11 protein-coding genes are annotated in these 12,591 nt (G+C 61.9%); 7 read left to right on the forward strand and 4 right to left on the reverse strand.

What is annotated here, in order from left to right:
• Positions 1–5: 5 nt before the first annotated feature.
• Complete coding sequence (locus ACOSV0_RS01065; RefSeq protein ID WP_434108161.1) at positions 6–1,463, reverse strand: amidase; 1,458 nt, start codon at positions 1,461–1,463, stop codon at positions 6–8.
• 98 nt (positions 1,464–1,561) lie between these two features.
• Between ACOSV0_RS01065 and ACOSV0_RS01070 the strand changes: the two genes are divergently transcribed.
• Positions 1,562–2,518: a LysR substrate-binding domain-containing protein gene (locus tag ACOSV0_RS01070; protein WP_434108163.1), complete on the forward strand. Its 957-nt coding sequence runs from the start codon at positions 1,562–1,564 to the stop codon at positions 2,516–2,518.
• 347 nt (positions 2,519–2,865) lie between these two features.
• On the opposite strand, the gene ACOSV0_RS01075 is transcribed toward ACOSV0_RS01070, so the two are convergent.
• A complete protein-coding gene (locus ACOSV0_RS01075; protein ID WP_434108165.1) occupies positions 2,866–3,558 on the reverse strand; it encodes an alpha/beta fold hydrolase in 693 nt (230 codons plus the stop codon).
• Between the two features lie 295 nt (positions 3,559–3,853).
• On the opposite strand from ACOSV0_RS01075, the gene ACOSV0_RS01080 reads away from it, so the two are divergent.
• The gene (locus tag ACOSV0_RS01080; protein WP_434108166.1) at positions 3,854–4,129 is read left to right on the forward strand and encodes a hypothetical protein; all 276 of its coding nucleotides are present in this window, start codon (positions 3,854–3,856) and stop codon (positions 4,127–4,129) included.
• Between the two features lie 514 nt (positions 4,130–4,643).
• On the opposite strand, the gene ACOSV0_RS01085 is transcribed toward ACOSV0_RS01080, so the two are convergent.
• Complete coding sequence (locus ACOSV0_RS01085) at positions 4,644–5,702, reverse strand: tyrosine-type recombinase/integrase (protein WP_434108169.1); 1,059 nt, start codon at positions 5,700–5,702, stop codon at positions 4,644–4,646.
• A gap of 296 nt (positions 5,703–5,998) precedes the next feature.
• Positions 5,999–6,943 carry an AraC family transcriptional regulator gene (locus tag ACOSV0_RS01090; protein WP_434108170.1) on the reverse strand — a complete coding sequence of 315 codons (945 nt, stop codon included), beginning with the start codon at positions 6,941–6,943 and terminating at the stop codon, positions 5,999–6,001.
• Positions 6,944–7,128: 185 nt separating this feature from the next.
• Here ACOSV0_RS01090 and ACOSV0_RS01095 point away from each other — a divergent pair, with 185 nt between their 5' ends.
• The 5 genes from ACOSV0_RS01095 (at position 7,129) to ACOSV0_RS01115 (ending at position 12,417) form a co-directional block, all read left to right on the forward strand.
• The gene (locus ACOSV0_RS01095; RefSeq protein WP_434108171.1) at positions 7,129–7,590 is read left to right on the forward strand and encodes a (2Fe-2S)-binding protein; all 462 of its coding nucleotides are present in this window, start codon (positions 7,129–7,131) and stop codon (positions 7,588–7,590) included.
• 2 nt (positions 7,591–7,592) lie between these two features.
• Complete coding sequence (locus ACOSV0_RS01100; protein WP_434108172.1) at positions 7,593–9,803, forward strand: molybdopterin cofactor-binding domain-containing protein; 2,211 nt, start codon at positions 7,593–7,595, stop codon at positions 9,801–9,803.
• A 306-nt stretch (positions 9,804–10,109) separates the two neighbouring features.
• The gene (locus ACOSV0_RS01105) at positions 10,110–10,682 is read left to right on the forward strand and encodes a TetR/AcrR family transcriptional regulator (RefSeq protein ID WP_434108173.1); all 573 of its coding nucleotides are present in this window, start codon (positions 10,110–10,112) and stop codon (positions 10,680–10,682) included.
• A gap of 55 nt (positions 10,683–10,737) precedes the next feature.
• Positions 10,738–11,613 (forward strand): SDR family NAD(P)-dependent oxidoreductase, encoded by an 876-nt coding sequence (locus tag ACOSV0_RS01110; RefSeq protein WP_434108174.1) that lies wholly within the window; start codon positions 10,738–10,740, stop codon positions 11,611–11,613.
• Between the two features lie 102 nt (positions 11,614–11,715).
• Positions 11,716–12,417 (forward strand): NAD(P)H-binding protein, encoded by a 702-nt coding sequence (locus ACOSV0_RS01115; RefSeq protein ID WP_434108175.1) that lies wholly within the window; start codon positions 11,716–11,718, stop codon positions 12,415–12,417.
• Positions 12,418–12,591: the final 174 nt, after the last annotated feature.

The following is a 12,591-nucleotide window of genomic DNA, read 5'->3' on the forward strand; positions in this document are numbered from 1 at the left end:
TGGCACTATAACGGCTGATGTCCCGCCCAAACTGCGGGCCGCCGATTGATCCACGGCCGTGCGCGTTCGAGCTGTCCTCCGAGTCGCAGCAATTTATCTTCTCGCGCAAACTGTCCCGCGAATTGCATCCCGATCGGCACACCTGTTTCCGGGTGACTCTCTAGCGGTACCGACATTGCGGGAACACCGGCGACATTGAACGGCGGGGTAAGAGGCGAATGCCGGAATACTCGCTGGGTCCATTCGAGGCCGTTCATTGATTCCGCGCCCTCGCCGTATTCTCCAATGCGCTGCGGCATTTGCGGCAGCGTGGGCGTGAGCAGCACATCGAAGTCTTCGAACCAATGCCCGACAGCCCGCGTCACAACGTTGCGTATGGCCAGCGCGGCAGCGAATGCGGACGCCTTTTCGTCCTTGCCATAGCGATAACAGGCCAATGTGGCGGGCTCCAGCGTCGTCTCATCAATCGGGCGTCCCGTCGCCGCGGCCAGGCCTTCGATCCAGCCCACCAGCGTTGCCGTCCAGATCGTCGCGTTCATCTGCACGAACGCGTCCCACGACACACCAAGTGACGGCCGCACTTCGTAGACCGTGTGACCGAGGTCCTCCAGGAGTCGCGCCGTCGATCCCACCGCTGCCGCGATGGCCGGGTTGGTTCGATCCGCGCTCCACGGATCGGTCATCATGCCAATCCTGAGTTTGCCTGGTTCGCGGTCGACCTGCGACAGGAAGCTGTGCTCGGGCGCGGCGGTGAGGTAAGGCTCGCCGATCGCCTGTCCCTGGATCGCATCGAGTAGCGCGGCGCTGTCCCGCACGCTCCGGCTCACGCCCAGTTGCACGCCGAAGCCTGCGAAGACTTCGTCGAGGGCGGGCCCGTTCGAACTGCGCCCGCGCGTCGGCTTGAGTCCGAACAAGCCGTTGTAGCTTGCTGGCACCCGAATCGAGCCGGCGGCATCGGTGGCATGCGCGAGCGGGACGGCGCCGGCTGCGACTGCTGCGGCCGCGCCACCGCTCGAGCCGCCGGCGCTCGAATCCGGCTGCCAGGGATTGCGCGTCGCGCCCTGGAGCGTGGATTCAGTGGTCGTGCTGAACGCCATTTCGGGCGTAGTCGTGCGACCAATCGTGACGAGTCCGGCTGCGCGGAACCGCGACATGAGCCACGAATCGGCCGGGGCGACGACGCCGCTGGAGAGCCGGCTTCCGAGCTCCAGTCGCTTACCGCTCATGGCGACCGCAATATCCTTGACCAGAAACGGCACGCCAGCGAGCGGACCAGCGCAGTGTTCCGGGCGGCCTCCACTTTCGCTGGCCGGCCAGTGCTCGATAACTGCGTTGATCGCCGGATTGACTGCTTCGATCGCCGAACAGGCGAGCTCCGCAAGCTCTGCAGGCGTAACTTCGCGATCTGACACGCGTTTTGCGAGCCCAATTGCATCGTGACTTGTGTATTCGCTGAGATTCATCTTCGCCTCCGGGTTGAAGGCGACAAGATATTGCAGGAGCGCGCTGGCGATTAGCCCGTATTGCCGGCAAGGATTGAACCATCGGCGGCACAATCTCTATGTTAGGCTCGCGCCATCAACAACACTTAGCCGGGATATATGCGTCGATGACAAGGGATCTCAACGATACGCTCGTCTTTCTTCGCGTCGTGCAATCAGGCAGCTTTACTGCGGCAGCGATCGCGTTGCAGATTCCCAAGACGACGGTCAGTCGGCGAGTACGGGAACTCGAGGCGCACCTCGGTTCGCGCCTGTTGCACCGGACCACGCGCAAACTTCGCCTGACTGAAGCGGGTACGGCTTACTTCGAGCACTGCCGCAGTATCTGCAGACAGCTCGAAGACGCGGAGAACGCCGTGCAGCGCATTCGCGGCACGCCCGCAGGTTGGCTGCGCGTGACGCTGCCGTATTCGTTCGGCGTCACGTGGATCGCACCATTGATTGGGGGATTCTGCTCGCGCTATCCCGATGTACGGCTCGATATTCTGGCGACGCATGTGCCATTAGATCTTTTCGACGACGAAGTGGACGTCGCTCTGCGTCTTGGCGTCCTTCCCGATTCCAGTCTTGTGGCGCGGCGACTCGGGACCTTTTCGACGTCTGTCCATGCGAGTCCCGCATATGTCGAACGGTACGGGTCACCAGCCGTTCCCGACGAACTCCGGCTCCATCCATCGCTCGCACTTCATCAGGCACGTAGCGACAGCGGCTACACGTGGCCTCTGCGCAAGCCTGGACGGAAACCCACTCACTATTCGCTGGAACCGGTGATCGTCGCCAGTGACCCCGCGCTTATTCTTGACGCCGCCCGTGCCGGAAAAGGGTTGTTGCTGGCTATGGATGCCAGCATGGCTCCCGAAGTCGAGGCAGGGCGCTTGCTGAGGGTGCTGCCCGAATGGATAGGTCCAGCGCAAGACCTGAATGCACTGTTCCCGCGAGAGCGCGTTCCGTCGCCCAAGCTGCAGGCTTTTCTGAACTACCTCAAAACGCAATTGCGTTTCGGCGATATGAGGTGACAGAAATTGCAGGCCTTCGCGTTCGACGAGCGGCTCCTGTACGCCAATACCAGACCTCGAAAGTAGTTTCAGTTGACCGGCTGCTTCGGGTCGAACTGAGCCGATCGTCACGCAGCTCAGTTCGGCCAGGAGCGGTAGCTGGCGGCTTGAGACCGAATGGCCGTTCTCACTCTTATTTCAGCCGTTACCGAGAAGTCGCGCGTGCGAATTCCGTTTCCTTCAAAAGACCATGCTACCGTTCTCGCCCGGAGTTCGTGTGATGCTCCGACGCGATTCCATATTGTTCGAACGTCAGCTTCTTCGACGACCACATTTCCCAGATCCCCGCCGATGTCGTTCCTGACCGCCTATCCCTGCTTGGCGGCGACCCCGGTGCAGGCCTTGCGGATCACATCGAGCACAGCATGCGGCTGCGAGAGCATCGGGACGTGGCTGGTCTTGAGCTCGACGGTCGTGGCGCCCATGCGCTTTGAGACGAAGCGTTGCAACTCGGGATTGACCGTGCGGTCCTCGGTGGCCACGATGTACCAGCTCGGTTTCGACTGCCAGGCGATACCGTCCAGCTTCTGGTTGAACAGGTCGGCGTCCGGCGCAAAGTGGGTTGCATAGACGATCTCCTGGTCATCAGCAGACAAATCGCCGGCGAAGCACGGAACGCCGCCGCCGGGCTTCAGCCAGACGCGGCCGTCAGCGACGTCGATGTTCTCGAAGATATCGGTCCTGGTGAACTTCTCCTGTTGGCTCTGCGACGTTTCGGTCTCGTCCGGGGCCAGGGCTGCGATGTAGACCAGAGCAGCAACACGGGGGTCCATACCGGCGTGCGTGATAACGGTGCCGCCGTAGGAATGGCCTACCAGCACGATCGGACCGCTGACGCGTCCGAATGTGCGGATGGTCGCGTCGACATCGTCTTTCACGGTGTCCAGGCCGTATTGGGCTGCCATCACCTCGTGCCCCTCCGCTCGCAGCGTCGGGATCAGCTTCTGAAAACAGGAACCATCGGCCCAGATGCCGCGGGAGAAAACGATACTCGGCTTCATAGTGCTCTCCTTCCGTGATTGCTTGCGGGGGCTTGCGGCGACTGCAGGGACTGCGGCAGCCAGGCTGAGGCCGACGGCGCCGACCAGAACATCGCGACGGGATTCGCTTAATTTCCCGACATCGACCTGTCCAGCCCGAAGGGCTCACTCCAACAGTGGGTCAGAATTCGGTTGAAATCAACCTCCGCTGGCACCGCTGCCGGTGCAGCGACAGGGTGTCGCCCTCGGCTCGTTCTCTCCCTGATTCCCCAGACGCGTGGAGAATCAGTACCGAGTTCAGTGGGTAAGCAGAAGGTTGGGACTCAGCCGTATAGCGACACTGAGTGGCCAGATCGGTAGCGTCGGCCTGTACCAGTGCGCGCACAAGCAGGTGCACGGCTGGCAAGTTGTCGTCGTCACGTCGCCAGTCGACGGGTTTGTCGAGGTCCATCCCGGACAAACGACCATCCTCAAACCGGACAAACGTCGAGCGAACTGTCTCGTTGTGCCTCGCCCGGAAGCCGCGATTCTCAAAGACCTGTTCGTCGATTGTCAGCAGCGTGCGCTAGGTCGGCAATCGCGCGCCGCTTGAATAACGGCGACGGCTACTGTCGAGGTAACGACCTGCGACCGTGGCAATGATCTGCTGGAGGTCGAGCGACGCGCTGCGGAGTGCGCGTTCGAGGGCGACATGATTGATGTCGTGGACATCCCTATCAAGAGCAGAGTCGTTAATCATATGGTTTTCTTCCTGAAGACCGGCGGCAACTCGCTGCATCAAGGTTGATGCTTCAACAACGCCTGGTTTCGCTGTGCTAACAACTGGCGGATCTGGGCAAGATAGTTGTCGCCGACCGCGCAGTCTTCGACAGGCTGGCTATGCTGACGAGGCGTTGGTGGACGTACGCCGAGATAGCGGCACACCGCCGACAGATACCTCTTAATTACAATTGACTCCAGTCGATGGCTAAGGCTTTGGCCTGATTCTGACCACGACTCCGATATGTCTCCATCGATCCCCAGACGCGTTGTTGTAGGTGGGCCAGGCACACAGTTTCAGGTCAGGCTGAAAATTTTGTTGGCGAGCGCCGAGATACGCGGTGGTGCTAATCTAGCTTCTTCGCAAGGTCCTCGGCCCTTGGATGGTAGTACCGCATAAGCATCTTCGTGTCGCGGTGGCCTGTAATCTTCGCTAGCTCATGGAGTGGAAATTTTTCGGCTAGGCGTGATGTTGCCTCGTGTCGCAAGTCGTGAAAGCACAGGTCTACTAGGAGCTTGGGGTCCGTGGCCACGCCCTTGTTCGCACAATCCTTCTCGTAGGTTTTCCTCGCACGCGCGACTGCTCTTTCGAACGCTCGAGTTACTGCATCGGGACGGAGCGGGAAAAACAATTCGCGCCCATCTTTGATGAGTTGTTCAAAGACGGCAATCGCTTTGCTCGACAGGGGAACATCGCGCGAACTCCCATTCTTCGTCATGGCAAGACGCGCAACGCGCTTTGTAAGATCAACTTGGGCTGGCCCGAGCGAGATTAACTCACCTCTACGCATTGCGGTTTCGACTGCAATGTCGATGAGGGCTGGCAAGAAAGCAGACGCGGACGCAGCTTTGACGTATGCGAGTTCGTCGGTCGAGGTGCCTCTCTGGGCATCAGGTTCGATGCTCGAAATGCGTCGGGTGCGCTCATTCTTGATCGTAGGTTTTCGAACCAGTTCGACCGGGTTTGAGAGGCTCTCCAAACCCCACTCCTTGCGCGCGATTGTGAAAAGATGCGAGATGACTGCAAGCCGGCGGACAACCGTCGCCGGGCTATGTGTGGAACACCATTCGTCGCGCAGCTTCGCAATGTCAGCCCGCCGGATCGCTGCGAGTGGTCGCTTTGCAAGCCATGATTCGCGTAGCTGGCGAATGATCGACTTCTCCTGCGTTGCGCCTCGTTTGTTCGATGCAATCTCGCGCTCGTAGCGATCAAGCGCTTCGGTGAAGGTTGTGCTTTCAGCTTCCGCGTTGCTAACGAAGCGTCCCCGGTCCATCTCGCGTTCGACGGACCTCGCCCACTTCTCGGCATCTGCCTTGGTGTCGAAGGTCTTCGACTCTTGGGGATAGCCTTTTCTGCGAATCTTGGCTTGCCACTGAAGGTCGCCGCGTTTGGTAAAGGTCGCCATGGGCAAGTTGACCGCTAGATGTCGTTTTCGGGACAGGTGTGTCTCAAAATTGTCCCAAAAATGCCGAAATAGGTCAATGAGCCTTTATATTTATGAGTGGACCTTCTGATTCGCAATGCGAAGGTCGGGAGTTCGATCCTCCTCCTCTCCACCAAAGATCACATTCAGAGTTGTCCAGGACTGTCCGAAAACCCCGCAGCCGAAAGGCTTGCGGGGTTTTCTGTTTTTTCTGTTTCTAATGGAATCCAATCGCCTCCGCCGCCCCCACAGGGAGATGTCGCGAATGCGACTTACCCCTACTCCCGAAACTCCACCTCATCCAAACGTCTCAACTGCGCAATGTCGCGAAGCGGCGGCGCGCCGAAGTGCCGGCTATATTCGCGGCTGAACTGCGAAGGGCTGTCATACCCGACCCGGGTCGCCACCGACCCGACATCTCCACTATGCCGGAGCAGCAATCTGCGCGCCTCGTGTAGCCGCAATTGCTTCTGATATTGCAGCGGAGTCAGCGTCGTGACGTTCTTGAAGTGATGATGGAGCGACGACACGCTCATGTTCACCGCCTGTGCCAGCGTCTCTACCCGCAAAAGCTCGGTGTAGTGATCCTGGATCCACTCGATTGCCCGCGCGATCCGGTACGTCTGACTCCCGTTCACCGCGACCTGCCGCAGCCGTTTCCCTTGCTCGCTCGTCATCAGCCGGTAGAGCAATTCCTTTTCGATGAGCGGCGCGAGCACGGGAATGTCACCCGGAGTATCGAGCAAGCGTACGAGCCGCAGCGCTGCGTCGAAAACCGGTGCCGACAGCGGGGCTACGGCGATGCCTTCGCCTGCCGATGCGGCATCTGGTTCAGGCAGACGCAACTGCGTCGCCAGTTCGACGATGCGCTGCGGATCGAGCGAGAACTTCACACACAGATAAGGCGCCTCGGGCGACGCCCGCGTCACCTGCGACATCACCGGCAGATCGACGGATGTCACGAGGCAATGCAGATGATCGTAGACGTACGCTTGCCCGGCGACCATGACCCGCTTGGCGCCTTGCGCCGCGAACACGAATGCGGAGCTCGACACGCCGCAGCCGAGATCCACGGGCTGCGAGTAGCGATAGAAGGTGAGCGACGGAATCGCCGTCTGATGAGTGCCGTCCGTCGGCGCGAAGCGGCTGATGAGCGCGGCAAGTTCGCGGCGCGCCGCTTCGCGCGCCACCAAAGGATCGAGCCGGGAGGAGTGCAGTTTCATTCGCATGGAAATCCGTGGATGGAATCGAGCATACCCAACCGCTGCCGGGCAGGTGCGGCCGGCCGCTGGATTTGCAGCATTGTTCAATAAATTTGCAGGATTGTGTAAGCGCAACGGCGGGCAATCGGGTCACACTGCCGCGTACACCCGGCGCCAAGTTCGGGCTTTCCCCACGGAGAGGTTCCATGTCTACATCGTTTGTCCTCAACGGCAAGAACGTTACGCTCAATGCCGATCCCACCACGCCGCTCCTCTGGGCGATCCGCGAGGATGCGGGCCTGCACGGCACGAAGTTCGGCTGCGGCATGGCGCAATGCGGCGCCTGCACGGTTCATCTGGAGGGCGAAGCCACGCGCTCATGCGTGCTGCCGCTCGCGGCCGTCGCGGGCAAGCGCATTACGACCATCGAAGGCATCGAAAGCCGGCCCGCGAAAGCCATCCAGGCCGCGTGGGTCAAGCTGCAGGTGCCGCAGTGCGGGTACTGTCAGTCCGGACAGATCATGTCCGCGACAGCCTTGCTCGAGCATAACGCCACACCCACCGACGCCGACATCGACGCCGCGATGAACGGCAACATCTGCCGCTGTGCGACCTACACCCGCATTCGCGCGGCCATCCACGAAGCCGCTGCCACCCTGAAGGCCTGACCATGACGACCGATCTCGATCTCAAGGATGCGGTACGCCCGTCGCGCCGGACCTTCCTGAAAGCAGCCGGCGCCGTCGCGGCAGTCGGCCTCACCATCGGCTTCGAATGGGCGGGCACGGGCCGCCGCGCGCTCGCCGCCACGATGCCCGACGCGATGTTCGCACCCAATGCGTTCCTGCGCGTCGCGCCGGACAACAGCGTCACGGTCATCGCGAAGCACGTCGAGATGGGCCAGGGCGCGTACACCGGCATCGCGACGATCGTCGCGGAAGAGCTGGATGCGAACTGGCAGGACGTGCGTGTCGAAAGCGCGCCCGCCGATGCGAAGCGCTACGCGAATCTCGCGTTCGGCACGATCCAGGGCACGGGCGGCAGTTCGGCGATGGCCAACTCGTGGATGCAATTGCGCGAAGCCGGCGCGAAAGCGCGCGCGATGCTGGTCTCCGCCGCCGCCGCGCAGTGGCAGGTGCCCGCATCCGAGCTGACGACGCGCGACGGCAGCGTTCATCACACGGCCACGAACCGGACCGCGACCTATGGTGCGCTCGCGTCGGCCGCGGCTCGCTTGCCGGTGCCGGACAAGGTCGCGCTCAAGTCGCCGAAGGATTTTCGTTTGATCGGCCATCAGCTGCCGCGTGTCGACGTGCCGTCGAAAACCAACGGCACCGCGCAGTTCACGCTCGACGTGACGTTTCCCAGCATGCTGGTCGCGCTGTTGCAGCGTCCGCCGCTCTTCGGCGCAACGGTCAAGTCGTTCGATGCATCGGCCGCGAAAGCGGTGCCGGGAGTCGTCTCGGTCGTGCAGGTGCCTGGCGGCGTCGCGGTGGTCGCGAAGGGCTTCTGGGCGGCAAAGCAGGGCCGCGATGCGCTGAAGGTCGAATGGGACGATTCGAAGGCCGAAAAGCGCAGCTCGGACGCGATCATGGCCGAATACCGGCAACTCGCCGAGCAACCCGGCGCATCTGCCCGTAAAGATGGCGATGCGACCCAGGCGCTCGCGGGCGCGGCGAAGAAAATCTCGGCCACTTACTCGTTCCCGTATCTCGCTCATGCGCCGATGGAGCCGCTCGACGCCGTCGTCAAGCTCACTGCGGACAGTTGCGAGATCTGGGCCGGCGACCAGTTTCAGACGGTCGACCAGGGCAACGCCGCGCGCACGGCCGGGCTCGATCCGCAGCAGGTAAAGATCCACACGCTGTATGCGGGTGGCAGCTTCGGGCGGCGCGCGAACACCCAGTCGGACTATATCGTCGAGGCCGTGTCGATCGCGAAGGCGCTCGGTGCGAACGGTACGCCGGTCAAGCTGCAATGGACCCGCGAGGACGACATCCACGGCGGCCTCTACCGGCCGATGTACTTCCACAAGCTCGACGCGGGCCTGAGCGCGGACGGCAAGCTCGTCGGTTGGCGGCATCGCATTGTCGGCCAGTCGATTCTTGCCGGCACGCCGTTCGCGAGCGTGATGGTGAAGAACGGAATCGACGGGACGTCCGTCGAAGGGGCCGCTAACGTGGCCTACGCGATTCCGAACATCTCGGTCGAGCTGACGACTACGCAGACCGGCGTGCCCGTGTTGTGGTGGCGAGTGGTCGGCAGTTCGCACACGGCATTCGCGGTCGAGGCTTTCATCGACGAAGCCGCGCATGCCGCGGGCAAGGACCCGTTCGTGTTCCGTCGCGATCTGCTCGCGCACGAACCGCGCATGCGGGGCGTGCTCGAACTCGCCGCGGCGAAAGCGGGCTGGGACCCGGCCAAACCGTTGCCGAAAGGCCGCGGGCGCGGCATCGCGGTGGCCGAGGCGTTCAAGACGTTCGTCGCGCAAGTCGCGGAAGTCTCCGTCGATAAGGACGGCAACGTGAAAGTGGAACGCGTTGTCTGCGCGGTGGATTGCGGTACGCCGATCAATTCCGACGTCATTGCCGCACAGATGGAAGGCGGCATCGGCTTCGGTCTAGGCGCGGCGTTGCACAGCGCGATCACGCTGAAGGACGGCAAGGTCGAGCAGAACAACTTCGACGGCTACCAGGTGCTGCGGTTCGCCGAGATGCCCAAGGTCGAGGTGCATATCGTGCAGTCGGGCGAAGCGCCGACGGGTGTCGGCGAGCCGGGTGTCGCACCGGTCGGGCCGGCGGTAGCGAACGCGATTTTTGCGGCTACCGGAAGGCGGATCCAATCGCTGCCGTTCCCTGTTGCTTCGGAAAAGACCGCCTGACGGTCCGACCGAAGACGACGCGCCGCGTCGTGATGAACTGCGCTCCCGTGTGCCGGTCACGCGGGAGCGCAGCACCTTTTCGAGCGCGTCATCGGAAAGACTCCGATCAGAACTTATCCCGCCCGTCATCCGCAGTCGCTGTAGCAAGCTCAGCTACCGCCTGAGTCACTTCGACGGCCGCAGCATGAGCACATGACCTTCTGGCGAGCCCCGAACAGCAAAAATAAAATGGCTTGAACAAGCGGGCATTCCTGGATATGATTGAGCAATCACTCATTTATAGTCTGTAGTCGAAGCGAACCCCGTATGGCCCGTCCGAAAAGCGAAGACAAGCGCAACGCCATCCTTGCCGCGGCAACTGAGGTCATTGCCGAGCAGGGCTTGAGCGCGCCCACCGCGCGCATCGCAAAACTCGCGGGTGTGGCTGAAGGAACGCTGTTTACCTACTTCGACAATAAAGACGAATTGCTGAACCAGCTCTACCTGGACATCAAGGCGGAGTTGCGCGAAGTGATGATGACGACCTACCCGAAGCAAGCCAGCGTGCGCGAGCGCGCTCAATACGTGTGGGACAAGTTCGTCGACTGGGGCGTGGCGCAGCCGCAAAAACGCCGGGCGATGGCGCAGTTGTCCGTGTCGGAGCGGCTGACCGACTGCACACGCGCGACGGGCATGGAGTCTTTCGCAGACATCAACACAATGATTCAGGCAAGCGTGGCGAGCGGCGCTTTGCGTGATCATCCGCCGGCGTTTCTGTCGGCGATCATGGCGGCGCTGGCTGAGACCACCATGGATTTCATCGCTCGCGAACCGGCTAACGCCGACCGTTATCGCAAGGCCGGCTTTGAAGCGTTCTGGCACGCGATTGTTCAGAAGTAATTTTTTTGTCTAATTAATGAGTGCCTGCTTGCTCATTTAAATGAAGGAGCACACGATGTCGAAAGTCTGGTTGGTTACAGGAAGTGCCCGCGGGCTTGGGCGTGAAATTGTCGAAGCAGCTTTGCACGCCGGTGAGCGCGTCCTGGCGACAGCGCGCGATCCGCGTCAGTTGGACGATCTGCTCAAACAATATGGCGAGCAGGTTCGCGCGGTTGCGCTGGATGTCACGGATCCGGTGGCGGCACGCAATGCGGTACAGGCGGCGGTCGACGCATTCGGCCGGCTCGATGTCGTCGTGAACAATGCAGGTTTTGGTCACCTGTCGCCGTTCGAGCAAACCACCGAGGAGGATTTCCGTGCGCAGATCGACACCAACTTCTATGGTGTGGTTAACGTCACGCGCGCGGCGCTCCCGGTGCTGCGCAAGCAGCGAGCCGGGCATGTGATCCAGATTTCGTCGGTGGGCGGCCGTGTCGGTATCGCGGGATTGAGCGCCTATCAGGCGGCGAAGTGGGCGGTCGGCGGTTTCACCGAGGTGATCAGCCAGGAGCTTGCGCCGTTCGGCGTTCACGTGACGGCGCTCGAGCCCGGCGGCATGAAAACGGACTGGGGCACCGAGGCGAGCGGCGCGCTGCCGGAGTTGCTGCCGGATTATGTGCCCTCGGTGGGCGCAATAGTGGATATGCTGTCCCACCACATCGGCAACGAAACCAGCGACCCCGCGAAGGTTGCGCAAGTCGTCCTGAAACTGGCGTATCACGATTCGTTGCCGGCCCATCTCCTGCTCGGCAGTGACGCATTGCATTACGCCGGTGAAGGCGACAAGGCGCGTGCTGCAAGCGCGGAAGCGTGGCGAACGATCAGTACCGCGACCGATTTCTCAGCGCCCACACCGTTGCCGGCGTTTCCTGCCGCATCGGCGAAAGCCTGAGTACTCGCCACACTAAGGACACAGCGGGCGCCGCCCGCTTGTGGGATATATCGAAGGGTCGACCAACGCGCGCTGGCCGGGCGCGATCACGGAGCATGCATCATGAAGGTTTTGATATTCGGCGCGACCGGCATGGTCGGCCAGGGCGTATTGCGTGAATGTCTGCGCGCACCCGACGTCGAGACGGTTCAGACCGTTGGCCGCACTCGCACGGGCCAGCTCGATCCGCGCCTCGTCGAACTGGTTCAGCCGGACATGATGGACTACCGGGCCGTGGAAGCATCGCTGAAGGGTTTCGATGCGTGCTTTTTCTGCCTGGGCGTCTCATCCGCCGGCATGCAGGAGGCCGACTATACGCGCCTGACTTATGACCTGACGATGGCCGCGGCGCAGACGCTTGCCCGTCTCAATCCGCAGATGACCTTCGTCTACGTGTCCGGCGCGAGTACCGACAGCACCGAGCGCGGCCGCAGTATGTGGGCGCGGGTCAAGGGCAGGACCGAGAACGCGCTGCAGCGGCTGCCGTTCAAGGCGGTCTACCTGTTTCGTCCCGGTGTGATCGAACCGCTGAACGGTGCCCGTTCGAAGACCCGCTCGTACCGTTTGTTCTACACAGCAGCCAAGCCCATTCTGTCGACGCTGCGCGCGCTTTTCCCCAACTTCATTCTGAGTACCGAAGACATCGGCCAGGCGATGCTGGAGGTGGCGCGCCATGGCGCCGCCAAGGCTGTGCTCGAGGTCGCCGACATCCGTGCGCTCAGCCGCGCCGCTTCCGAGCCGGCGCTCGATCTGCACGCCCACTGAGCGCTGGGCGGGCGTGACGATGCACGCTCGAGTACGCTTGCGAGCACATCATCTGCACTCCGTGCCGTTCTGAAGGCGTGATGCCGGTGCCGCACCCGTATTGGCGGCCGCGGCATGAGGCACGCCATCGTCGAAATTTCTGCCCACGGCGCCCAAAAATGGTCTTTTCTTTCG

The sequence above is a fragment of the Paraburkholderia caffeinilytica genome, assembly GCF_051027425.1.
GTDB classification, from domain to species: domain Bacteria; phylum Pseudomonadota; class Gammaproteobacteria; order Burkholderiales; family Burkholderiaceae; genus Paraburkholderia; species Paraburkholderia caffeinilytica_A.

Coding starts and splice junctions, on each gene's coding strand:
- ACOSV0_RS01065 (WP_434108161.1), bottom strand. CDS start 1,463: ATGAATCTCAGCGAATACACAAGTCACGATGCAATTGGGCTCGCAAAA.
- ACOSV0_RS01070 (WP_434108163.1), top strand. CDS start 1,562: ATGTTAGGCTCGCGCCATCAACAACACTTAGCCGGGATATATGCGTCG.
- ACOSV0_RS01075 (WP_434108165.1), bottom strand. CDS start 3,558: ATGAAGCCGAGTATCGTTTTCTCCCGCGGCATCTGGGCCGATGGTTCC.
- ACOSV0_RS01085 (WP_434108169.1), bottom strand. CDS start 5,702: ATGGCGACCTTTACCAAACGCGGCGACCTTCAGTGGCAAGCCAAGATT.
- ACOSV0_RS01090 (WP_434108170.1), bottom strand. CDS start 6,943: ATGAAACTGCACTCCTCCCGGCTCGATCCTTTGGTGGCGCGCGAAGCG.
- ACOSV0_RS01095 (WP_434108171.1), top strand. CDS start 7,129: ATGTCTACATCGTTTGTCCTCAACGGCAAGAACGTTACGCTCAATGCC.
- ACOSV0_RS01100 (WP_434108172.1), top strand. CDS start 7,593: ATGACGACCGATCTCGATCTCAAGGATGCGGTACGCCCGTCGCGCCGG.
- ACOSV0_RS01105 (WP_434108173.1), top strand. CDS start 10,110: ATGGCCCGTCCGAAAAGCGAAGACAAGCGCAACGCCATCCTTGCCGCG.
- ACOSV0_RS01110 (WP_434108174.1), top strand. CDS start 10,738: ATGTCGAAAGTCTGGTTGGTTACAGGAAGTGCCCGCGGGCTTGGGCGT.
- ACOSV0_RS01115 (WP_434108175.1), top strand. CDS start 11,716: ATGAAGGTTTTGATATTCGGCGCGACCGGCATGGTCGGCCAGGGCGTA.